Source organism: Aliiroseovarius sp. M344 (assembly GCF_025140835.1).
GTDB lineage: Bacteria > Pseudomonadota > Alphaproteobacteria > Rhodobacterales > Rhodobacteraceae > Aliiroseovarius.
The window spans coordinates 2540908-2564265 of sequence record NZ_CP081153.1; the positions used below are offsets into that span (position 1 = coordinate 2540908).

Consider the following 23358-nt stretch of genomic DNA (forward strand, 5'->3'; position numbering starts at 1 on the left):
CTCCGGTTTCTTAGAGCGCCTCGGCGCCCGAAATAATTTCGATAAGCTCGTTGGTGATCACTGCCTGACGTGAACGGTTATACTGAATGGTCAGTTTCTCGATCATTTCGCCAGCGTTGCGGGTCGCGTTGTCCATTGCGGCCATCCGCGCGCCCTGCTCAGAAGCAGCGTTTTCCAAAAGCGCCGAGAAGACCTGAGTGGCCACGCCCGAGGGCAGCAGCGTTTCAAGAATGCCTTCTTCCGACGGTTCGTAATCATAGATCGTCGACGCTTCCGCACCTTCTTCCGGGGCATCAAAGCTTGCCGGAATGACTTGCGTTGTTGTCGGGACCTGCGTGATTACGCTTTCGAACCTGTTGTAGAAGATCGTCGCCACATCAAACTCACCTTCGTTAAAGCGGTGAATAAGGTCGTTGGCAACAGCCTGAGCGTTTTCATAGCCGACATTGCGCACGCCCGACAAATCCACATGGTGAATCATATGGCTGCCGTATTCGCGCTTCATCTGCTCGCGGCCTTTCTTGCCGACGGTCAGAATCTTCACCGTCTTGCCAGATGCCAGCAACTGTTCAGCCTTGGCGCGAGCCAGCTTGACGATCGACGAGTTGAAGCCACCGCAAAGGCCGCGTTCGGCGGTCATGACCACAAGCAAGTGGACTTGATCGGAACCCGTACCGGCAAGCAGTTTGGGCGCGCTATCGCCCCCGCTTGAAGCGGCAGCCAGCCCACCCAGAACAGCATTGAACCGTTCTGCATATGGGCGACCTGCTTCGGCAGCTTCTTGTGCCCGCCGCAGTTTTGCGGCGGCCACCATCTGCATAGCCTTCGTGATCTTCCGAGTGTTCTTAACACTCTCGATCCGATTTTTGAGATCCTTAAGGTTGGGCATCGTTTCCGGCCCCCTTAAGCGAAGTCAGCGGCGAACGCGTCCAGCGCAGCTTTGACCTTGTCCTCAAGCTCACCTTTGACCTTGCGATCATTGTTGGTGATATCGGCAAGCAGATCGGCGTTGTTCTGACGCAAGTGGTTCAGAAGACCCGTTTCAAAGCGACCAACTTCGCTTACGGCGATCTTGTCGAGGTAGCCATTGGTACCAGCATAGATCACGCAGACGATTTCAGCGTTGGTCAGCGGCGAATACTGAGCTTGCTTCATAAGCTCGGTCAGGCGTGCGCCACGGTTCAGAAGCTGTTGCGTTGCCGCATCAAGGTCGGACCCGAACTGAGCGAATGCAGCCATCTCGCGATACTGAGCCAGCGACAGTTTAACAGGGCCCGCAACCGAAGACATCGCTTTGGTTTGAGCGCTTGAGCCAACACGCGACACCGACAGACCGGTGTTCACAGCAGGGCGGATACCTTGGTAGAACAGTTCGGTTTCCAAGAAAATCTGACCGTCGGTGATCGAAATCACGTTGGTCGGAATAAACGCCGAAACGTCGCCACCTTGAGTTTCAATGACCGGCAGAGCCGTCAGCGAGCCGGAACCATAATCTTCGTTCAGCTTGGCCGAACGCTCCAGCAGGCGCGAGTGAAGATAGAAAACGTCGCCTGGGTAAGCTTCACGTCCGGGCGGACGACGCAGTAGAAGCGACATCTGACGGTAGGACACAGCTTGCTTTGACAAATCATCATAGATGATCAGCGCGTGGCGGCCGTTGTCACGGAAGTGCTCGGCCATCGCGGTCGCGGCATATGGGGCCAGGAACTGCATGGGCGCCGGGTCAGATGCGGTCGCAGCCACAACGATCGAGTACTCAATCGCGCCGCTTTCTTCCAGTTTCTTCACCAGCTGGGCAACGGTCGAACGCTTCTGACCAACAGCTACGTAGACACAGTAAAGCTTCTTGCTTTCATCATCGCCAGCAGCGTCGTTGTAAGACTTCTGGTTCAGGATGGCATCAAGGGCCACAGCTGTTTTGCCGGTCTGGCGGTCGCCAATGATCAGCTCGCGCTGGCCACGGCCAATCGGGATCATCGCGTCGACCGATTTCAGGCCGGTTGCCATCGGCTCGTGAACCGATTTACGCGGGATGATGCCCGGCGCTTTCACGTCGGCCACGCCGCGTTTCTTGGATTTGATAGGACCTTTGCCATCGATCGGGTTGCCCAGACCGTCAACAACGCGACCCAGAAGCTCGTCACCGATTGGCACGTCCACGATCGAGTTCGTGCGCTTGACGGTGTCGCCTTCTTTAATGTCGCGGTCTGAACCGAAGATAACAACACCAACGTTGTCGGCTTCAAGGTTCAAGGCCATTCCGCGGATACCACCGGGGAACTCGACCATTTCACCAGCCTGGACTTTATCAAGACCATACACACGGGCGATACCATCACCGACCGAAAGCACGCGGCCAACTTCGGCCACTTCGGCGTCTTGGCCGAAGTTCTTGATCTGGTCCTTCAGGATCGCAGAAATTTCTGCTGCTTGGATACCCATTATCCGACCTCTTTCATGGAATTCTGAAGTGCATTGAGCTTCGCGCGGATCGACGTATCAATCATGCGCGAGCCCACTTGGACGACAAGACCACCGATGAGTGTTTCATCGACGGACAGGTTGATGTTCACATCCTTACCAATAGTGGCTTTCAATGCCTTGGCAAGTTTGTCTTGTTGCGCCTTTGTCATGGACTTGGCAGCGGTCACCTTGGCGGTCACCTCGCCTTTGTCTTCAGCTATCAGCGCCTGCAGGGCAGCCACCAACTGAGGCATCACGAACAGGCGTCGCTTCTGGGCCATCAGCCCAAGCGTGTTCGCGATCATCGGCGATAGTTTCATTTGCTTGGCGATTGCGTTGATTGACGCGCCCTGTTCGTTCCGGCTGTAAACCGGTGAACTGATCAGGTTGCGTAGATCTTCGCTTTCGGCGAGAGCAGCATCAAGGGCGGTAACATCCGCCTCCACTGCTTTCAGGTTCTTACCCTCTTTGGCCAGGTCAAAGACGGCAGTGGCATACCGCTGGGCAATGCCAGTTGAGATCGAGACTGGTTCGGACACGTCCACCCTTCCGATGTCTTTAGCCCCTTTGTGATTTGCCTTTCGGCAAACCGGGGCGGCCTACAGATGCCGCATGTTCTCGCGTGTCATCTAAATCGATGAAGCATGTAGCAGGGATAAACGCACCTCGCAACAGGCTTGCAGGGGTTTAACGCCAACATCTGACCGCCTTTTTTGGGCGGGTCTTAGGCTAATTTGGGCCAGACCCTTTCACCAAAGGGGAAAATGGCGGTGCTGGGTGCTGAAAGCGTGAAGTATTTTTCTGGATACATTTGTATACCAAACGCTATGATTCCGTCCGTCGATCCCGAAAACCGCCTATTCTATGGCTGAATCCAAAGCCCCACTGGGGTTGATTCTGCCACTGCGAAATGAGCTAAAACGTTTCGCGTAAAACCTGACTTACAGGATGTTCGGGGAACGCCCACAATTTTCATATTTTGCGCAGCGCCACGCCTGTCCCCAGCCTCAAGTAAAAGGCGAGACGCTTTAGTTTGTCTTCGGTTTGGCAGATCGTGATGCACTTGGTTCGGGCACGCCCAAACCTTCTAGCACCTTCAACGGTCGTTTCACTGCCTGGGCCAAGCCGGGACGTTTTGGCGCAGGGATTTGCTTTGACACTTCGACCATCAAAACGCCCCCTGCCAAGATCAATGGCAGCTGAAGACCGGCACGTTCCCAGAAATTCCCGGTTTTAAGCCAGAAACGTCTGGAAGATGGCGGCTGATAAAGCGCCGACAGATGGCGTTCGACACGGAACCCATGCTCTTCCAACTGCGCTTCAAGCTGGCTCAGCGAATAGGGGCGACCATAGCCAAATGGCGTGTCGTCTGATCTGGCCCAAAGTCCGGCCCGATTGGGTGTGATGAACAAGGCCCGCCCACCAGGCCCAAGTACGCGATAGGCTTCGTCTAAAAGGAAGCTCGGTGTCTCTGAGGTTTCTAACCCGTGCATCACGACCAGCTTGTCGACAACGCCTGTGTCGAGTGGCCACATCGTGTCCTCAACCAAAACAGAAACATTCTTCAAACCAGCCGGCCAGGGCATCACACCTTGCGGCGCAGGCATTAAACCCAGCACCCTGCGCGCCGAAGACAGGTATGGCCGCAGTAGAGGCACAGCAAAACCAAAGCCCGCGACAGTCTGACCCTTGGCCTGAGCCGCGGGCCACATCGCTGTCACCTTGTCTCGGATAGCCTTCTGCGCCGCACGCCCAAGCATACTGCGATAATAGAAATTGCGAAGATCCTGCACATCCAGATGCATGACGCTAGCGGCCACCTGCTCGGTTTCGTTGCGCCAAGACTAACTGATCACTCGCAAAATGGAATGCGCGACGGGCTTGGCGTGAAGGGAAATCTGTCATGCGCGCGATTGGCGCATCACCAAGACCAGATTATTCGCCGGCATCTCGATCAGGTCGACACGATAAAGCCCGGCTTCGGTCGCCCATGCCTCGATCACTTCGATATCCTTATAGCCGATGGCGGGGTCATTCTCTGTGAGCGTGGCATGGAACGCGCGGTCGCTGTCTGACCGAAAATCACCTGCCGTCCGGAACGGACCGTACAGAAACCAATAGCCGCCCGGCAAAAGGTTGCGGGCGACACCTTTTACGACGGCTTGTGCAGACGGCGTTGCAATAAGATGCATCAGATTCACCGTTACCGCCATTTCGAATGGCCCAGTGCTCCAACTTGGGGCTGTCGCGTCCAGAACCTGCGCGACGCGCATATTCAGAAGCCCCTTTTTGGCGCGCCAGGCATCAATGCTGTTCAGGCGCTTTGGGTCAATGTCGGTCGGTTGCCAGATCGTGTCGGGAAACGCTTCAGCAAAGGCGACGGCATGTTCACCTGTCCCTGACGCGATTTCCAGCGCCACGCCCCCACGTGGCACATATGGCTCAATTGCGGACAGGATTGGGTCCATATTGCGCGCAGCGGATGGCGCGGATAATCGCCCGTCTTCGCGCGTTTGCGCGATGGAATTCGGCTTCTCTCCGGCCATAATAGCCCCCCAGTCTAATCGCAGTATTGAGCCTTGCCGACCTTTCGGCAAGAGTAGAGATAGAAACCGGAGATATGCATGCTTACACTGGTCACAATCCCTTGCCTCGCCGACAACTATAGTTTCCTGCTGCATGATGAAGCCACAGGCGAAACTGCGCTGATCGACGCCCCTGAAACCGGGCCGATCATGACCGCGTTGAAAACGCGTGGCTGGCAATTGTCCGAGATCTGGCTGACACACCACCACTGGGACCATGTCGAAGGTGTCGCAGACCTTGTGAAGGCCACCGGCGCAAAGGTGATTGGCGCGAAGGCCGACGTCCACAGGTTGCCTGACCTCGATCGCGCCTATGACGACGGGGATCACTTCCAGTTTTCCGGACACGACGTTCAGGTCATGGACGTATCGGGGCACACGGTCGGTCACATCGCCTTTCATGTGCCTGATACAGGTGCGGTCTTCACCGGTGACAGCCTGATGGCGCTGGGGTGCGGGCGATTGTTTGAAGGCACACCTGAACAGATGTGGTCCAGCCTGTCGCGTCTGGCGGCGCTGCCAGCTGACACACTGGTCTGCTCGGGCCACGAATATACAACCTCGAATGCCGCCTTTGCAGCAACGGTCGAACCGGACAACCAAGCGCTGAAAAAACGAACCGAGGACATTACAGATTTACGCGCCGCAGGCCAGCCCACTGTGCCGTCGCGCTTGTCTGACGAACTGGCAACCAACCCATTTTTGCGTGCCCACTTGTCCGGCGTAAAAGCCGCCCTACATATGGAAGCCGCCTCCGACACCGAAGTTTTCGCCGAGATCAGACGTCGCAAAGACAAGTTTTGACGCAGAAATTGGCCCAATCACGCCTTCGAGAGAAAAAATTGACAAGAAAAAGCTTGAAGATACGCCAGGAAAACCGAACTTTAAGAATATGAGGCGACGATAAAGGCGGGAGAACCGTCATGCGGCAGATCCCGCACCAGCTACGAGGAGTGTTCGACGTGCCATCCTTTTCAAAACCGCTCGAAGAAGCCATTCACCACGCTCTTGCATTGGCGAATGAACGAAAACACGAGCTGGCGACGCTGGAACACCTGCTTCTCGCGCTGCTGGACGAACCTGATGCGGCCCGCGTAATGCAGGCTTGCTCGGTTGATCTGGATATATTGCGCAAGGTTCTGGTCGAGTTTGTCGATGAAGAGCTGACGACCTTGATCACTGATGTCGAAGGCAGCGAGGCAGTGCCAACCGCAGCCTTCCAACGCGTCATTCAACGCGCCGCCATCCACGTACAAAGCTCGGGTCGCACCGAAGTCACCGGCGCGAATGTGCTGGTCGCGATCTTTGCAGAACGCGAATCGAACGCCGCGTTCTTCCTGCAAGAACAAGATATGACCCGCTATGATGCCGTGAATTACATCGCCCATGGCGTTGCGAAGGATTCAAGCTTTGGCGAAGCGCGCCCGGTATCTGGCGCCCCTGAGTTTGACGAGGATGTGCAGGACGCGCAGCCCGCCGAAGAAAATGACAGCGCGCTTGCGAAGTATTGTGTCGATCTGAATGCCAAGGCGCGTGAGGGCGACATTGACCCGCTGATCGGCCGTGAATCAGAGGTTGAGCGTTGCATTCAGGTGCTGTGCCGCCGCCGCAAGAACAACCCCCTTTTGGTTGGCGACCCCGGCGTGGGCAAGACGGCGATTGCTGAAGGATTGGCTGCCAAAGTCGTTGGCGGTGAAACCCCTGAGATCCTGTCCGAGACAACGATTTATTCGCTTGATATGGGCGCACTTCTGGCTGGCACCCGCTATCGCGGCGACTTTGAAGAGCGCCTGAAGGCCGTGATGAAAGAATTGGAGGACCACCCGGATGCGGTGTTGTTCATCGACGAGATTCACACAGTGATCGGCGCTGGTGCGACATCTGGTGGCGCGATGGATGCGTCGAACCTTCTGAAACCAGCACTGCAGGGTGGCAAACTGCGCTGTATGGGATCGACAACCTATAAGGAATTCCGCCAGCATTTCGAAAAGGATCGCGCGCTCAGCCGCCGCTTCCAGAAGATCGACGTGAACGAGCCGACAGTCGATGATGCGGTGAAGATCCTGCGCGGATTGAAGCCCTATTTCGAAGAACATCACGGCGTGAAATACACCGCCGAGGCCATCAAATCGGCGGTCGAGTTGTCGGATCGGTATGTGAACGACCGCAAGTTGCCCGACAAGGCCATCGACGTGATTGACGAAGCTGGCGCCGCTCAGCATCTGTTGATCGAAAGCAAACGCCGCAAAACCATTGGCGTTAAAGAGATTGAAGCCGTCGTTGCAAAGATCGCGCGTATTCCTCCGAAAAGCGTCTCGAAAGATGACGCTGAAACGCTGCGCGACCTTGAAAAGTCGCTCAAGCGGGTGGTGTTTGGGCAGGATAACGCAATCGAATCCCTCGCCTCGGCCATCAAGTTGGCGCGGGCCGGGCTGCGCGAACCCGAGAAGCCGATTGGCAACTACCTGTTCGCTGGACCGACCGGCGTGGGCAAGACCGAGGTCGCCAAACAGCTCGCCGACAACCTTGGTGTGGAGCTTCTGCGCTTTGATATGTCCGAATACATGGAGAAACACGCGGTTTCGCGTCTGATCGGCGCGCCTCCCGGCTATGTCGGGTTTGATCAGGGCGGCCTGCTGACCGATGGTGTCGATCAGCATCCGCATTGCGTGCTTTTGCTGGACGAGATCGAGAAAGCGCACCCGGACGTCTATAATATCCTGCTTCAAGTCATGGATCATGGCGAATTGACCGACCATAACGGTCGCACGGTCAGTTTCCGCAACGTGGTGTTGATCATGACATCGAACGCGGGCGCGGCTGAGCAGGCCAAATCCGCCATCGGCTTTGGACGTGACCGTCGCGAGGGCGAAGATACCGCCGCGATTGAACGTATTTTCACGCCCGAGTTCCGCAACCGTCTCGACGCTGTCATCAGCTTTGCGCCGCTGGGCAAAGAAGTAATCTTGCAAGTGGTCGAGAAGTTTGTGCTGCAACTGGAAGCCCAGCTTTTGGATCGCGGGGTCAGTATCGAGCTGACGCGCGCGGCAGCCGAGTGGATCGCCGACAAGGGCTATGACGACCGGATGGGCGCTCGTCCCCTTGGTCGGGTCATTCAAGAGCACATCAAGAAACCGCTGGCCGAGGAGCTGCTGTTTGGCAAGCTCACAAAGGGTGGATTGGTTCAGGTTGGCATCAAGAATGGCGAACTGGACCTGCGGATTGAAAAGCCGAAAAACCCGCAACTTGGGTCTCGCAAAAAGCCACCATTGCTGACCGCGGACTAAGGCCGGCAACCAGAAATCGGAAAAGGCCGCAGTTGCTCGCTGCGGCCTTTTTTGTTGATACGCGTAATTACGGGCGCCTAGCGCTCTGTCAGTTTCAATTCTATCCGTCGGTTTTGCGCGCGCGCTTCGGCTGTGTCGGCTGCATTCACAGGACGGTATTCGCCAAATCCCGTGGCCGCCAGACGATCAGGCGGAAAACCGAGATCGTTGATCATGTATTCGACAACCGACAGCGCGCGCGCCTGGCTTAGTTCCCAGTTGTTGCGATACCTGCCGGTGCCCGAAAGCGGTACGTTGTCGGTGTGACCGTCGACGCGGATGATCCAATCAACCTCGGACGGGATTTCGCCTGCAACCTCTGACAGCAACGCGGCCACATTGGCAACCTGCGCCTGCCCTTCCGGCTGCAGCGCTGCATCTGCGCTGGTGAACAGCACCTCGGAAGAGAAAATGAACCGGTCGCCGACGATCTGCACGCCCTCCCGATCCCCCAAAACCTGCTTGAGCTTGCCGAAGAACTCGGACCGATAGGCGGCCAGTTCCTTGGCTTCTGCTTCAAGCCGCTTACGTTCTGCTTCCTCAAGCGCCGCCCGCTTGCGTTCTTCCGACGCCACCCGCGCGAGCGCTGAGTTCAGCTCGGACCCCAGCTTTTGTATCTGGACCTGTGCTTCCTCATCACGGGCGTTTCCGTCGTCCAGTATCGACTGAAGGCTGCCAAGCTGCGTGCGCAATGCGGCGACTTGTTCATTGAGCAGCGCGATCTTTCGCTGGCTTTCGGCGCTTTGGGCTTCTTCCTCGGCCAGTGCCAGATTGGCCGCTGCCAACAGGCGGGCGCGTTCATCCGCCTCGCTCAACGTCGCATCTTTCTGGTCTTCAGCCGCAAGGCGGGCAGCCAGCGCGGCGGCGAGTTGCGCGCGCAAACTGGCGGCATCGGCCTGCGCGGCGTCCTGTTCGTCCAACTGCAACAAAGCGGATGCCAACCGCTGTTCCAGATCAACGCCAGCCGCTTTCGCCGCTGCAAGCAAGGTCAGCGTGTCCTCGGCCTGCTTGCGCTCTGCCTCGAGCGCCAGGGTCATCGCCGTCAATTCCTCATCCGCCGTTTTCAGCCGTTCGCGCAACGCCGCCGCTGCCGCAGCTTCAACCAGTCGACTGGCCTCTTCCTCGTTCAAAGCAGCGGCGCTGTCCGCAGCTTTGGTTTCCAGATCGGCGACCAGCGCCTCCAATGCCTCGCGTTTGGCCGCAGCCAATCGGGCGGCTTCTGCACTCGCGTCAACCTCGTCACGCGCCTTGGCCAAAGCCAAGGTCAATGCCTCTTGCTCGGATATCAAACGCCCCTGCGCGGCCTCCAGCTCTTCGACTGTCGCTGACAAGGCCGAGCCTTCGGCACGTGCCTGATCGCGTTCGGACAGCAAGGTCGCAACCTGCGCTTCAAAACTGGTAATTTTTGCGGCCTGCGCAGCAAGGTCATCAGCCTGCGCGTCCGTCTGGGCCGTCAGCTGCGTGATCAGCGCGGCTTGCGCGTCCGACACTGTCCGTGCCTCGGCCAATGTCGCATTCAGATTGCCCAGCTCGTTTTGCAGTTCAGACGTGCGGGACCGTTCAAGACCCAACGCATCTGCCAGCCCTGCGACCTGACTGGACAACTCATCCAACTCATCGGCTTGCCCAGATATGGTTTCGCGCAGAATGAATTGCACGATCATGAAGATCGTCAGCACGAACATCAAAACCAGCAACAGGGCCGTCATCGCGTCAACGAAACCCGGCCAGATCGAGCCGCTCATCCGTTGAACCGATCGACGCGTCAGGGCCATGGCTTATGCCTCGTCCTGACCGCTTGCGACCCGGATTGCATATGTCAGCGTCGCAAGATCGCTGCGCAGGTCGGCCAGACTTTCCTGACGTCCCGCCTGCATCTCTTCCAGAATACGCAAAAGCTGAACGTCAATGGAGCGAAGACGCATACGGCTTTCCGCATCGGGTTGCGCTTCAGCCTCTTCACGCTGCGCCTGCAATGTAACGATCAACCGTTCCTGTCCATCGGCCAGCCGGGTCAGCGCTTCGCCCTGACCGTTATCTTGCCCCAAATGGGTTGATACCGCGTCCAGCTTGTCGGCCAGCTGACGCAACCGATCATCAAGCATCGAGCGTTGGACATCTGTCTGTGTGAACAGCGTCTGCATCGCCTCGATCTGTTCGGCCAGCACGCCCATATAGGCACCGGCGCCCGTTTCATCCGCTTCGCTATCACCCGAGGCGAAACTGATCTTCGTGATGGTGGACAGCCATTCCTCGAGCTCTCGGTAGAACCGGTTCTGGCCGTGCCCGGCAAACAGCTCAAGCAAACCGACAACCAGTGACCCTGCAAGACCGAGGAGCGAGGAGGAAAACGCCGTGCCCATACCGCCCAACTGGACCTCAAGACCGGTCATCAACCGATTGAAGACTTCGACACCGCCCTCGCCTTCGCTGGGTGCCAGCGAACGGATTGTGTCGACGACTGCCGGGACGGTCGTGGCCAAACCATAAAATGTTCCAAGAAGTCCCAGAAAAATCAATAGGTTGACAATATATCGCGTGATGTCCCGCGCTTCGTCAATCCGGGTCGCGATACTGTCGAGGATCGACCGCGATGATGATGCCCCGATCTGCAAGTGAGACCCACGGTTCGACCGAAAAAGCGCGGCAAGAGACGCCAGCAATCGCGGCGCGCGGTCAGGATCGTGGCCGTCACGCTGCTGCACATATCCTTCGATCCAGCCAACGGACGAAAAGACCTGCCAGACCTGCCAAAAACAGGCCAGCAACCCAATCACGAAGACAAACAGGATGAAACCGTTCAGATAAAGGTTGGCCTGAAAGACGGGCAACACCCGTGGCAAGGCGATGAACACGCCAAACCCCACCAACCCAAGCACCACCAACATCACGAAGATCTGGCGGATCGGGTGGGTGAAGGACGGCTCGACCCCTCGTTTTTTGGGCGCAGTCAGCGTCCCGCGATCCAACTGATCCATGCGGGCAATTCCTTGTCGCCATTGTTGTTGTGCACAGGATAGGCGCAACAGCAGCAGGTGCCAAGCATTGTCTGAAGACTAGCTTTCGACCAGCGCGCGCACCTGTTGAGACAACCAGCTCAGGTCCTGATCCTCGATACCAAGCTCGGTCAGATGCCCGGCGGTGTTGTACAGGTATTCGGTGTTTGGCCCTCGCCCACCGACAGCGCGCGCGATAATCTTTGCCTGTTCATCAAGCTCGATCTGGCAATACTGCACGTGGTCCGGGTCAATGACATATGTCACCGCCTCAACTGAACGTCCGTCCTGCAGCGCGATGACCAACCGTTTTTCAAGATAGGCAGAGGACACAAGTTCGCGCTCGCGCAGCTCTGCCAGCGTCTTGTCATGGCTTTTGGGGCAGGCCCTAAACGCGAGCCCTTGGCAATGCGCACCGTCCATTTCATCCAGCGCAAGCACCAGCCCCGGCGCCTCCTCGGTTCCGCGATGGTGGATCGAACGCATACAAAAGCTGCGGTGATAGCCGGGCAATGTGGCGACAATAGCCTCGGTATGATCGAAGCCGGGGTTCCACATCAAAGAGCCGTATCCGAAAACCCAAAGATCTTGCGTGCTCATTTCACTCGCTCTTCATCACGTGCCGCTTTAGATACGCCAATAAGCACGCAAAACGACAAGAGGAAAGAGTGATGCGCAAATTGATCGTGATTGCCCTTGTGTTGGCGGGTCTGTGGGGTGGGTACTGGTTCGTTGGTTCAAAAGCCACAGAACGCGCATTCAGCGCATGGATCACAGATCGCCAAGCCGACGGCTGGGTGGCCGAGGTGGAGGACCTGTCCACACGCGGATTTCCCAACCGGTTCGATACGATTTTCACCGGTCTTGAGCTTGCAGACCCAGACACCGGATTGTCATGGATCGCGCCAGAGTTCCAAATCCTCGCTTTGTCTTACAAGCCGTATCACGTGATTGCCGCGTGGCCTGGCACACAGGTTATTTCGACCCCTGAACAACGGATCGAGATATCCGGCAGTAACGTGAAAGGGTCGATCGTGGTGGCCCCGACACCGGCGCTGACGCTAGAGCGCACCTCGATCGTGCTTGAAGGTCTGGAAATGTCGTCTTCGGCTGGTTGGGTTTCCGCGCTCGAGCGCGGGCAATTGGCGACCCGTCAGCTGGAAGATGGGCAGAACCGCCATGAAATCCACTTCGAGGCGGCCAACCTGACGCCCGCATCTTCGTTCGTGCGGACTTTGGATGCCGATGATCTTTTGCCACCGGTATTTGAAGGGGTCACGCTGAAAGCAAATGTCGATTTCACTGCACCTTGGGACCGCGCTGCCATCGAAGACGCGCGCCCGCAAGTGTCGCGCATTGATCTGACCGAGCTGAAGGCCAAATGGGGCGAACTAGAGCTTTGGCTGGCAGGTGCCGTTGATGTCGACGACCGCGGAAGGCCAAATGGCAACGTGACTGTAAAAGCGCGTAACTGGCGTCAGATGATCGAGATTGCGCGCGCGTCCGGCGCATTGGCACCGGAGCTCGTTTCAACCGTCACTGGCGCATTGCAATTCGTGGCGGGTTTGTCCGGCGATGAAAAAACGCTCGATGTGCCGTTGCGCTTGTCTGGCGGTACGATGTTCTTGGGGCCGATCCCGATTGGGGCGGCCCCTGTCATTCGCATTCGCTAAGCGTCAGCGACAATAAGACCCGCTGCGATATCGCGCGGTGTCCAAATGCAGATGGTCCTTGTGATGTCGGTCCGAGTTGGGGCCAAGAACCGTGCCAAACGGGCCACACGCAGCTTTGTGCATCTTTTTCAGCACATTACCCTTTACCGGATCGCGCCAACCTTTCAGGACAGATATCTCGGCCCCGTTTTTCAACCGGACACCGGCAATATCGATCGCCCGGCCACGCCCGTGTTCGCTGATCTTTGCGCCGGGCTTGTTGTTGCGGGTGCGGCAGGCGTAATGCGCCACCACGCGCAGCGAAGATGGTCCGCCGCCCAAGCGACCGACCGCTGGGAAAACGCCTTCGCGGACCCATGTGTTCAGGGCCTTCGCCGTTGTGCAATCCATCACCGCCGGTTGGCTCAGCTTGACGCCGGATACCTCAGTGACGCGCACGGGATCGGACACACCGCAGCCCCGGATCTTTCCCGGGATGGCAGAAATATTTTGGCCTTTGATATCGTTCACACCGCAAACCCGCCCCCGGCGACCAGACGTCGAAGGTTTGGGCGCTGATGCCGCGACTTTACGGACAAACCCTTTTGGCCGATTTTTCGGGCGCAACGATTGACGGACCGCCAGTTTAGTCGGTTGAATCCCAGTAACAGACGAAGCGGCGGCCAGCCTTTCGGTCGGGCGCGCCTGCGGTTGCACGGGGGTCCGCGCAGACGGTTTAGCGGCGGAGCTAAACGTGGTCACGATCACAGTGTCCGGACGGGGTTCCGGACGGGCGGACGTATCGGGGGCGGATGCAAAAGCAGTCACGCCAATCCCGCATCCCAGCATCAAACCTATCGCAACATTTAAACAATCACGACGCCAAACCTTTGCCGCCATCTTTACTGCTCCTTCAAACATACTCTGGCAGAACGGATCAATCGCGTTTGCCGGTTCGACCGAAATCGGGCGCGTCTGTATCTTGCCCGGCTTCGATAATACCACGACGGATCGCACGGGTTCGAGTGAAATAGTCAAAAAGGGCGTCTCCGTCCCCCGTCCGGATGGAACGTTGCAGTGCAAAAAGCTCTTCCGTGAACCGGCCCAGGATCTCTAACGTGGCGTCTTTGTTGGCTAAAAACACATCGCGCCACATGGTGGGATCCGATGCCGCGATGCGCGTAAAGTCGCGGAAACCCGCCGCCGAGTACTTAATGACCTCGCTGTCGGTGACCCGAGACAGGTCGTCAGCGACGCCCACCATTGTGTAGGCGATCAGGTGTGGCGTGTGGCTGGTCACGGACAACACCAGATCATGGTGTTCCGCGTCCATCATTTCCACCAGTGCGCCCATGGCTTGCCACAGATCGCGCAGCCGTTCGGTGGCGGTCGTGTCTGCACCGTTCGGGATCAGGATGGTCCAGCGATTATCGAAAAGCGCAGCAAATCCTGAACGTGGCCCACTGTGTTCGGTGCCCGCCAACGGGTGGCCGGGCACGAAATGAACATGGTCGGGAAGATGCGGCGCGACGGCTTCGATCACGGCGGCTTTCACTGATCCGACATCGGTGACGGTTGCACCATCTTGCAGGTGCGGTCCGATCTCGGCTGCCACAGCGCCCATTGCCCCCACGGGAACCGCCAGCACAACAAGATCCGCGCCCACAACCGCCTCGGCTGCAGTGTCTACCACGCGGTCGCAAAACCCGATCTCACGAGCAATGTCGCGTGTTTCTGATGAACGCGCTGTGCCGATAATTTCACCAGCAAGGCCAGCACGGCGCATGGCATGCGCCATTGATGAGGCAATCAGACCAAGGCCGATCAACGCAACGCGGTTGTATATCACACTCATGCCTGATCCTCACCGTCCAGCCGATCTTCGTCCAATAGCATTAACCTCGATCCCGGCGCGCCACCTTTGAACCGCCCAATCATATGCGCCACCCGGCGGCACGACGCTTCGTCACCTACGGTGATACGCAGGCAGTTCGGCAATCCGTATCCCGCAACCAGCCGCACTATGATCCCTTTCTCCTGCAAGAAATCGTTGCAAGCCGTTGCTTCATCCGCATTGGCAAAACGGGCAAGGATGAAGTTGGCGCAGGATGTGTCGGACGGCACCCCAAGTTCAGCCAAAGCTTCGGCCAGCCACGACCGCAGCCGTGTGTTTTCTGACAAGCAGCGCGCCACGTGGGCGCGGTCATGCAGGGCGGCTTCGGCCGCTGCCTGCTGGGCCATTGACAGATTGAAAGGGCCGCGCACGCGGTTCAACACATCAATCACCTCGGCCGCACCGTAGCCCCAACCGATCCGCAATCCGCCAAGCCCATACATCTTTGAAAAGGTCCGGGTCATGAATACATTGGCGTATTTCTCGACCAGTCCCGCGCCGCCATCGAACCCATCGACGTATTCTGCATAGGCGCCATCCAGAACCAACAGCACGTTATCCGGCAACTCGCGCGCCAATCTGGCCAACTCGGCGTGGCTGACCATCGTCGCCGTTGGATTGCCTGGATTGGTGACGAAAACCAGACTGGTCCGTTCCGTGACGGCTTTCAGAATTTCGTCGACGTCGACCATCCGCTCGCGCTCTGGCACCATGACAGGGGTCGCACCCACCGCCAGCGCCGAGATCTTGTACATCGAAAAGCCGTGCTCGGTGTAAATCACTTCGTTTTCAGGGCCAGAGTAGCACTGGCACAGAAAAGTAATAACCTCGTCCGATCCGACACCGCAGATGATGCGATCGGGGTCCAGCCCGTGAAGCTTCGCGATCGCTGCGCGCAGTGTGCTGTGATCCGTATTTGGGTATCGGTGCAACTCATGCGCCGCGCGCTGGAAGGCGTCGATGGCGTCGGGGCTGGGGCCAAACGGATTTTCGTTGGAGCTTAGCTTTATTACATTCGCCACACCGGCAATGCTCGAAGCACCGCCAACATAGGGCTTGATCTGCATGATCCCCGGCTGAGGTTTCAATTTGGTCATAAGTTTGCCCCCTAAGAAGTGATTTACAGAGGTGAAAGGCTCAGAGAAAGGCCGAATGCGCTCGACGGTGAATTGCTCATGACGCTGAGGCTTCACTGCACACACACTCGTTAACCTCACGCAAAAAGAAACCCGCCCAAAAACCTGGGCGGGTTCCAAAACTCTGCGATGTTATAAGCTTAGCTTAGTTTTTCGCGTAGAATTCGACGACCAGGTTCGGTTCCATCACGACCGGATACGGCACGTCCGAAAGGCCGGGCGTCCGGGTGAAGGTTGCGGTCAGTTTCGAATGGTCAACGTCCAGATAGTCAGGCACGTCACGCTCGGGCAGCTGAACAGCTTCCAGAATGGCCGCCATTTGCTTCGAACGGTCACGCACTTCGATCACGTCACCTTCCTGCACACGGTAGGAAGGAATGTTCACCTTCTTGCCGTTCACACGCACGTGGCCGTGGTTCACGAACTGGCGGGCAGCAAAAACGGTTGCCACGAACTTGGCGCGGTAGACAACAGCGTCCAGGCGGCGCTCCAACAGACCGATCAGGTTTTCACCGGTGTCGCCTTTGACACGCTCGGCTTCACCATAGATGCGGCGGAATTGTTTTTCGGTCAGGTCGCCGTAATAGCCTTTCAGCTTCTGCTTGGCGCGCAGCTGCAGACCGAAGTCCGACAGTTTGCCCTTGCGGCGCTGGCCGTGCTGGCCGGGGCCATATTCGCGGCGGTTTACCGGCGACTTGGGGCGGCCCCAGATGTTTTCGCCCATGCGGCGATCAATTTTGTATTTGGCAGACGTGCGTTTGGTCACGGCTGGTCTCCTTCATAAAAGTATCGAAGGGCGTTGTCCTTTGGCCGAAGCCCGACAGGCATCCCTTCGCAGGGGCCACCAACACCAATGAAAACCGGCCCCTTGCGGGACCGGATTTGGGGCTTATAGCGCCGTGAGTGGTGGTGTCAACGCCCCGATAAGTGCGTTATGCGATTTCTCCGCGCAAAATCGCGGCCTCGCCCCGGTTCAGACTGCGGCGGGCATAGCCGCCATAGGCCATGGGGTTGAAGTCCAGTTGCGGAAACATCTCGATCAAGCGGTTGCGTTGGTCGGGCTCCAACGAGTCCAAATTCGCATTTGCCGGATGAAAGCTTTCAGCGGGAACACCGTTTGCCCACACAACCTCGTGGTTTTCCAAAAGCACGTGGTAGTACGTGATCTCACGGATCGTGTAGTCGACAACAACCCGTCGTTCGTCCACCAGATCGCGCGCCGAGATCAGCACTTCGTCTTCGTTGAACAGCTCGCGCGCGCGTTTTCCGTTCAACAGAATCTGGTGCTGCCCCGACACAATCAGGTCCGCATCTGGCTGCCCAGAGCGGATCGCCCCGGCCCGCAGCCGGATCGGCCGCAGCTCTGGCATCGCAAACATCCGTGCGCCGGTGATGCGCTTGTTACCGATCCACAACACCTTCTGGGTGCCGTTGTCACGGGTTTGCAGCTCGTCACCTTCCCGCAGATCTTCAACAGGAACTTCGCCGCTATGCGTGCGCAGCCGGGTGCCGGGCGCAAAGCAAATCACCCCTGCCGGTTGCTCAACCAGTTCGTTCTTTGGGTTTGGCGACATACTGGCCCGCACCACCCAAAAATCCGTATTTGCCGGAGGGAGTTCGCCGACGAACATCAGAAGTGTCTGATCATCAGCGCCATCGATTAACGTCACGACATAGCTTGCATGCCCGTCCGTAATCTCGAAACCCATATTCAATTGATGACTGTCGACCGAATGCGACCCAAGGGGACGTGAGGGATCGATCGCTGCCCCGACGAGTTTGTGCACACTATGTGCGGCCCGCCTACGTTGGTCTTGCTCTCCGCTTGCGCTCTCTAAGTCGCGAAGTTCACGTGGCCCGTCGACGCGCAACGGTGTACCCGTCCAGCGCCAATTCGACCCTACGCCAAGTGACGTCACCGATGCCCCCGGCATTCCGTCTACTTCTGTCTGCGACCATGAGATGACAAACGTGCCATTAAAGCCCGTTTCCATGCCCGATAACCTGCCATTTTTTGTTTTTATTACGCGAAGGCTAGCATGGGTGATTCGCTTTGTTAAGAAATTTGTCTGCGCAGTCATCTCCGGCGGTCTGGCGCGATCAAATCGCAACAGTCACAACAGTTCCCGAAAATCTACGGTGCGACGCTCATTTCAACAGGATTGCAATGCCCGATCGCAACTGGTAATAAAATCTTACCAATTTTTGCGGAGCGTCCGTTATGCCGATCATCACTGAAATAGAAGACCTTCGTCGTATCTATGCCCGACGGGTGCCAAAGATGTTCTATGATTATGCCGAAAGCGGCAGCTGGACCGAACAAACCTTTCGCGAGAACAGCTCGGATTTCGACAAACTTTATTTCCGCCAACGCGTTGCCGTAGACATGGACAACCGCTCTACCCGGTCAACGATGATCGGGCAGGAGGTTGCGATGCCGGTGGCACTCGCTCCGGTCGGATTCACTGGCATGCAATGCGCGGATGGAGAGATAAAGGCGGCGCGCGCCGCCGAGAAATTCGGCGTTCCATTCACCCTGTCGACCATGTCCATCTGCTCGATCGAAGATGTGGCAGAGCACACAAACGCGCCCTTCTGGTTTCAGGTCTACACTTTGAAGGACGTTGATTTTATGCAGCGGCTGTTCGATCGCGCCCGCGCTGCCAAATGTTCGGCGATCGTTATCACCGTGGACCTGCAGGTGCTGGGTCAACGCCACAAAGATCTGAAAAACGGCCTGTCCGCCCCGCCCAAGCTGACACCCGCATCCATCGCCAACATGATGACCAAGGTGCAATGGGGTCTGGGCATGCTGGGAACCAAGCGGCGGTTTTTTGGCAACATCGTCGGGCACGCACAAGGGGTCGAGGATACATCGTCGCTCAGTGAATGGACGGCGCAGGCCTTTGATCCTTCGCTCGACTGGGATCGCATCCGGCAGTTCAAAAAGATGTGGGGCGGACCCTTGATCATTAAAGGGATCATGGAGCCGGAAGACGCGATTGAGGCGCTGAATGTCGGCGCGGATGCGATCATTGTGTCCAATCACGGCGGGCGGCAACTTGACGGGACGCTTAGCTCCATCCGTGCTTTGCCCGCGATCCTGGACGCTGTTGGTGACAAGATCGAGGTGCATCTGGACAGCGGCATCCGCTCGGGTCAGGACGCGCTAAAGGCTATCGCGATGGGCGCGAAAGGCACATATATCGGCCGCGCCTTCACCTATGGCCTAGGGGCAATGGGCGAAGAGGGTGTGACCAAAGCACTTGAGGTGATCCACAAGGAAATGGATATCTCGATGGCCTTTTGCGGGCACCGGGACATCAACACGGTCGATAGATCAATTCTGCATGTTCCCAAAGGTTTTTCTGGCGACTGGGAAAGCTGACGGCGTTGCAAATGGTCAGAAATAGCTTCTGACCAGCGCGCCCGAGATCAGCGTCCATCCGTCTGCCACAACGAAGAAGGCCAGTTTGAACGGCAAAGATACAATTGCCGGCGGCACCATCATCATGCCCATCGACATCAGGATCGCCGCGACGACGAGATCGATCACCAAAAACGGCAAAAACACCAGAAACCCGATCTGAAACGCCCGTTCGACTTCAGACAACAGGAATGATGGCACCAGAAGTGAAAGCGGGGCGTCGTTCCCAATCACCGTGCCCGCAGTCTGTTCACGCAAAGCTGCCAGATGTTCAAACGTCTCTGGATCGATCCGCGCGGCCATGAATACACGGAAAGGATCGATCGCCGCCATGAAGGCAGGCTCAACCTCGAGCACCCCGTCTGAGAACGGCTGACCACCTTTTGTCCAAGCTTCCAGAAAAACCGGCTCCATAATGAAATAGGTCAGGAAAAGCGCAAGGCTGATGATCAGCATGTTCGGGGGCGACTGCTGCAATCCGATGGCTTGCCTAAGGATCGACAGCACCGTCACGATGAACGGGAAACAGGTCACCATCACCGCGAGGCCGGGAACAAGGCTTAAGACGGTAACCAGCACAAACACCTGAATGGTCCGCGTGGCCAGCGACCCGCCCTCCCCAACAGAAAGGGTAATGTCTTGCGCGACTGCCGCACCTGAGGTGGCGACACAAGCCGCCACCGTCAGGGCCAATAGACCAATCCAACCAAGCCAATTCGCGCGAGACAAGTGCCTCATAGGCCGGACTTCAGGTCTGCAATTTCGGTTAGACGAACGGCCAGGCGTCCCTGAGAGTCACCTTCCAACTCTTCCAACTGGCCGCGCCCGATCAACTTGTCACCGACGTAAAGCTCGACCGGATCTTCGATCCGCTTGTCCAACGGCAAGACCGTATCTTGAGACAATTGCAGCAGTTCTTTCACCGTTGGGCGCGCCCGCCCGACCGAAATCGTGATCTCGATTGGAACCTGAACAAATGGGCTGGAATTGGCCTGGGTTTCAGGTGGGTTCTGGGGGTCAGCCATGATCAAATGCCTTTTCATTGATGTCATAAAGCGCGGTCACAGCACCTTTGATGCGCGACAAAGCGGATGTCAGATCGATGCATCGTTCGGACTTTGCTGAGCGCAAAAATACCTGACCGTCTGGCAAGGTGTCGTCTTCGAAAATTTCCAGCGGTGTCGCGTTCACCCGGCCCATCAAGTGATCCAGAACCCGGCGACTGCCAGCTGACACGCGCACCTCGATCGGGGTATCGGCAGCTTTTTCGGCAAGCGGCATGATTTCATCATTGATGACGTGGCCCAGCGCATCCTGCACAACCTCAGGCAACAAGGTGTCGACCATCGCGCGCAGCAGGGGTTCAAGCGAACCCAGAACATGGCTTCTTGCCTCGTGAAAGGTGAAACCGAGGTCTTCCAGGTTTCGGGCAAACTCAGCCTCGATCCGATCCTTGTCGCCATCCGCTTCTTTCAGCGCATCATCCCATCCGGCGCTATAGCCAGCCTCGTAAGAGGCAAGGCGAATCTTTTCCAGTTCGGCCTCTGCGATGCGGTGCGGACCAGCCTGTGAGGCGGGCAGATTGACCAGATCGAAATCCTCCAGCTTCAAAGGTTTGGTCATCGCGCGACCTCTTCATCTTCTTCCATCCAGCCGCGTAGGATTTCAACGGTGTCCGATTGCCGTTCGGCGATCAGGTTGCGCAGGCGCTCGACCGGGTCTGGGCCGGTCAACTCCGCTTGACTGGAAGGAATAATTTCAGTTCCAACTGGCTGGTCGAGAACCGCAGGCAAGTCTGTTGCAGCCGACGGGACAGACTGCGCCAATGCAGGCGCACCAGCCGATTGGTCAGCGTCGTCATCAGGCCCCGGAAGTGCTGCCGCCGTACGTGTGCCAGATGATGCCAAGCTTGATGCGAAGATCGGGCGCAACACAAACAGCCCGAGCACAATCGTGACAATCGCCAGGACGGCCATCTGCACCAACGCCATGACGTCAATCGCCAAGCTCGACAGCAGCCCGCCAGACGGTGCGCTGCCCGCAGCGGGGACAGGTTCGAACTGCAATGATTTCATTGTGATCTGATCGCCACGCGCTTCGTCGAACCCGACAGCGCCTGCAACCAGTTCGCGAAGGCTGGCAAGTTCCTCGGAACTGCGGGCCGTCCAGACCACGTCGCCATTTGCATCTGTTGCACGAATACCGTCGATCAGAACGGCGACGGTCAGGCGCTTGACAGCTCCGGGTCCGGTGACGACTTCACGCGTGGTTTCGGAAACTTCATAGTTGATCCGCTCCCGTGTTTCAGAGGTGTTCGACGACGAATTTCCACCGCCCGCAGCATCACCATCCGGAAGGTTCGATGCCACCGTCACCCCACCGCTTTCGCTGTCCTTAGCGGTGTTCGATGTCTCTAACGTATCCGTCGACACGGCCACACGGGCTTCAGGGTCAAACCGGCGTTCAAGAATGGACTCCTGCTCGGTCACCGTCTCTAGATTCAGTTCGACCACTGCATTGCCAAAGCCAACCCGCGCCTCCAACAATCGTTCGACGTTTTGCTTAAGAACCATGGCGCGATCCGAAGCGAGGCTGTTGAGATCTGATCGCTCGTCGGCACTTGCAATCAAGCCCCCGCGACTGTCGATGATCGAAACGTGATCGGGCGACAGCCCCGGCACGGCTGACGCCACAAGAAATTTCAGGGCTTTCGCTTGGGCGCCGGGTAAATCACCGCTTGCAGTCGTCACCGTCACGGACGCCGAAGGCTCGCTGCGTTGGCGAAACTGCTGAGTCGACATATTTCCAATGTGAACACGCGCGTTCTGGATCATCGGGCTTGCGACAATGGTACGCGCCAGCTCGCCTTCTTTTGCGCGCCAATAGGCCGCGTCAAACATCTGCGAGGTTGTTCCAAACCCGCTCAGCCCATCCAGAAGTTCGTAGCCCTTGCCACCGTTTGCAGGCAGCCCTTCGCTGGCCAAAGTCATGCGCAGGCTGTCGCGTTTGGACGTGTCAACAAAGATCGACCCGCCGCGAATGTCATAGGCAACGCCGCGCGCCTCCAGCGCCTTGACGACGTCACCCGCAGCACCGCTTTCCAACCCCGCGTAAAGCAGCGTCATTTGTGTCGAGGTCGCCATGCGCGACAACCCAATCACTGCGACAAACATGCCCAGCGTGGACGCAACCACAATCAGGCGTTTCCGCATATCCAAATTGGCCCAAACCTTGGCGATCTGCTGCAAGACGCAACTCCTTTAACCGAGCGGGCTTCTGCCCCCGTCACAGCCCACAGTCTTCCCCGATTGGCCTTAACAATTGGTTAGTGGCCGGCGGCTTATAACGATTCGAACGAAATTCTCTGGGTGCCCCATGGCAAATAGCAAATTGAACATCGAAGCCGACGAACAGCCGTCACAAAAGAAGTCCAAAAAGGGCCTTCTGATCGGTCTTCTGCTGGCACTTGCATTGGGTGGCGGCGGTTTCTTTGCAACCTATTCCGGATTGGTCGGCGGAGCCCCCAAGCAGGATGCTGAGGCTAAACAGGACGCGCCCGTCGCGGACCTGCCTGCGGTGGCCTTTGTCGAGTTGGAGCCCTTGGTCATTTCGCTCAGCAGTTCCGCAAGAAGTCGTCACCTGCGGTTTCGCGGCTCACTTGAGGTCGTGCCGGGTCACGAGGTCGAGGTATCCAACCTGCTGCCGCGGGTCATTGATGTGCTCAATTCCTATCTCAGAGCCGTCGAGGTCACGATGCTGGAGGACCCCACTGCGCTGATCAAGTTACGTGCGCAGATGCTGCGGCGCATCCAGTTGGTCACAGGTGAAGGTCGCGTGCGGGACCTGCTCATTCTTGAATTCGTCCTCAACTGAGAAGGA

General features: G+C 57.6%; 22 protein-coding genes. 5 read left to right on the plus strand and 17 right to left on the minus strand.

Translation table 11 applies throughout. From position 1 onward, the window contains the following. Window positions 1–10: 10 nt before the first annotated feature. From K3556_RS12445 to K3556_RS12465, 5 genes are all read right to left on the minus strand, one after another. Window positions 11–889 carry a F0F1 ATP synthase subunit gamma gene (locus K3556_RS12445; RefSeq protein ID WP_260517097.1) on the minus strand — a complete coding sequence of 293 codons (879 nt, stop codon included), beginning with the start codon at window positions 887–889 and terminating at the stop codon, window positions 11–13. 14 nt (window positions 890–903) lie between these two features. After that, window positions 904–2442, minus strand: coding sequence for a F0F1 ATP synthase subunit alpha (gene atpA, locus K3556_RS12450; protein ID WP_260517098.1), 1539 nt, complete (start codon window positions 2440–2442; stop codon window positions 904–906). Beyond that, on the minus strand, window positions 2442–3002 hold the full coding sequence (locus K3556_RS12455) for a F0F1 ATP synthase subunit delta (protein WP_260517099.1): 561 nt from the start codon (window positions 3000–3002) through the stop codon (window positions 2442–2444). The genes atpA and K3556_RS12455 overlap by 1 nt, the downstream gene beginning before the upstream one ends. Before the next feature lie 489 nt (window positions 3003–3491). Continuing rightward, on the minus strand, window positions 3492–4268 hold the full coding sequence (locus K3556_RS12460; protein ID WP_260519251.1) for a class I SAM-dependent methyltransferase: 777 nt from the start codon (window positions 4266–4268) through the stop codon (window positions 3492–3494). A gap of 96 nt (window positions 4269–4364) precedes the next feature. Then, window positions 4365–5009, minus strand: a complete 645-nt coding sequence (locus K3556_RS12465) for a class I SAM-dependent methyltransferase (RefSeq protein ID WP_260517100.1) — start codon at window positions 5007–5009, stop codon at window positions 4365–4367. Window positions 5010–5087: 78 nt separating this feature from the next. Here K3556_RS12465 and gloB point away from each other — a divergent pair, with 78 nt between their 5' ends. Together gloB and clpA are read left to right on the plus strand one after the other, a co-directional pair. Then, entirely contained in the window at window positions 5088–5852 is a 765-nt protein-coding gene (gene gloB / locus K3556_RS12470; protein WP_260517101.1) for a hydroxyacylglutathione hydrolase, read from the plus strand. Between the two features lie 158 nt (window positions 5853–6010). Further along, window positions 6011–8335 carry an ATP-dependent Clp protease ATP-binding subunit ClpA gene (gene clpA, locus K3556_RS12475; RefSeq protein ID WP_260519252.1) on the plus strand — a complete coding sequence of 775 codons (2325 nt, stop codon included), beginning with the start codon at window positions 6011–6013 and terminating at the stop codon, window positions 8333–8335. A gap of 77 nt (window positions 8336–8412) precedes the next feature. On the opposite strand, the gene K3556_RS12480 is transcribed toward clpA, so the two are convergent. The 3 genes from K3556_RS12480 to K3556_RS12490 form a co-directional block, all read right to left on the minus strand. Beyond that, the gene (locus K3556_RS12480; protein ID WP_260517102.1) at window positions 8413–10149 is read right to left on the minus strand and encodes a peptidoglycan -binding protein; all 1737 of its coding nucleotides are present in this window, start codon (window positions 10147–10149) and stop codon (window positions 8413–8415) included. Window positions 10150–10152: 3 nt separating this feature from the next. Further along, a complete protein-coding gene (locus K3556_RS12485; protein ID WP_260517103.1) occupies window positions 10153–11352 on the minus strand; it encodes a biopolymer transporter ExbB in 1200 nt (399 codons plus the stop codon). A gap of 78 nt (window positions 11353–11430) precedes the next feature. Then, a complete protein-coding gene (locus tag K3556_RS12490; protein ID WP_260517104.1) occupies window positions 11431–11970 on the minus strand; it encodes a gamma-glutamylcyclotransferase in 540 nt (179 codons plus the stop codon). Between the two features lie 71 nt (window positions 11971–12041). On the opposite strand from K3556_RS12490, the gene K3556_RS12495 reads away from it, so the two are divergent. Further along, window positions 12042–13043: a DUF2125 domain-containing protein gene (locus K3556_RS12495; RefSeq protein ID WP_260517105.1), complete on the plus strand. Its 1002-nt coding sequence runs from the start codon at window positions 12042–12044 to the stop codon at window positions 13041–13043. A 3-nt stretch (window positions 13044–13046) separates the two neighbouring features. Here the strand turns inward: K3556_RS12495 and K3556_RS16450 are convergent, their stop codons facing one another. The 5 genes from K3556_RS16450 to K3556_RS12520 form a co-directional block, all read right to left on the minus strand. Further along, on the minus strand, window positions 13047–13553 hold the full coding sequence (locus K3556_RS16450) for an extensin family protein (protein ID WP_312847262.1): 507 nt from the start codon (window positions 13551–13553) through the stop codon (window positions 13047–13049). A 406-nt stretch (window positions 13554–13959) separates the two neighbouring features. Further along, window positions 13960–14877, minus strand: coding sequence for a prephenate/arogenate dehydrogenase family protein (locus tag K3556_RS12505; RefSeq protein WP_260517106.1), 918 nt, complete (start codon window positions 14875–14877; stop codon window positions 13960–13962). Further along, on the minus strand, window positions 14874–16013 hold the full coding sequence (gene hisC, locus K3556_RS12510; protein WP_260517107.1) for a histidinol-phosphate transaminase: 1140 nt from the start codon (window positions 16011–16013) through the stop codon (window positions 14874–14876). The genes K3556_RS12505 and hisC overlap by 4 nt, the downstream gene beginning before the upstream one ends. Window positions 16014–16197: 184 nt before the next feature. Further along, window positions 16198–16818 (minus strand): 30S ribosomal protein S4, encoded by a 621-nt coding sequence (rpsD, locus tag K3556_RS12515; protein ID WP_260517108.1) that lies wholly within the window; start codon window positions 16816–16818, stop codon window positions 16198–16200. Window positions 16819–16984: 166 nt separating this feature from the next. Then, window positions 16985–18046: a Hint domain-containing protein gene (locus K3556_RS12520; protein WP_260517109.1), complete on the minus strand. Its 1062-nt coding sequence runs from the start codon at window positions 18044–18046 to the stop codon at window positions 16985–16987. A gap of 227 nt (window positions 18047–18273) precedes the next feature. Here K3556_RS12520 and K3556_RS12525 point away from each other — a divergent pair, with 227 nt between their 5' ends. Then, window positions 18274–19440 (plus strand): alpha-hydroxy acid oxidase, encoded by a 1167-nt coding sequence (locus K3556_RS12525; RefSeq protein WP_260517110.1) that lies wholly within the window; start codon window positions 18274–18276, stop codon window positions 19438–19440. Window positions 19441–19455: 15 nt separating this feature from the next. Here the strand turns inward: K3556_RS12525 and fliP are convergent, their stop codons facing one another. From fliP to fliF, 4 genes are read right to left on the minus strand one after another with little or no spacing between them, the layout of a single operon-like run. Then, window positions 19456–20217: a flagellar type III secretion system pore protein FliP gene (gene fliP, locus K3556_RS12530; RefSeq protein ID WP_260517111.1), complete on the minus strand. Its 762-nt coding sequence runs from the start codon at window positions 20215–20217 to the stop codon at window positions 19456–19458. Beyond that, the gene (locus K3556_RS12535) at window positions 20214–20504 is read right to left on the minus strand and encodes a FliM/FliN family flagellar motor C-terminal domain-containing protein (RefSeq protein ID WP_260517112.1); all 291 of its coding nucleotides are present in this window, start codon (window positions 20502–20504) and stop codon (window positions 20214–20216) included. The genes fliP and K3556_RS12535 overlap by 4 nt, the downstream gene beginning before the upstream one ends. Further along, the gene (locus K3556_RS12540; RefSeq protein WP_260517113.1) at window positions 20497–21102 is read right to left on the minus strand and encodes a flagellar biosynthesis protein; all 606 of its coding nucleotides are present in this window, start codon (window positions 21100–21102) and stop codon (window positions 20497–20499) included. Before K3556_RS12540 ends, K3556_RS12535 begins: the two co-directional genes overlap by 8 nt. After that, window positions 21099–22727 (minus strand): flagellar basal-body MS-ring/collar protein FliF, encoded by a 1629-nt coding sequence (gene fliF, locus K3556_RS12545; RefSeq protein ID WP_260517114.1) that lies wholly within the window; start codon window positions 22725–22727, stop codon window positions 21099–21101. The genes K3556_RS12540 and fliF overlap by 4 nt, the downstream gene beginning before the upstream one ends. A 127-nt stretch (window positions 22728–22854) precedes the next feature. On the opposite strand from fliF, the gene fliL reads away from it, so the two are divergent. Beyond that, on the plus strand, window positions 22855–23352 hold the full coding sequence (gene fliL, locus K3556_RS12550) for a flagellar basal body-associated protein FliL (RefSeq protein WP_260517115.1): 498 nt from the start codon (window positions 22855–22857) through the stop codon (window positions 23350–23352). Window positions 23353–23358 lie beyond the last annotated feature (6 nt).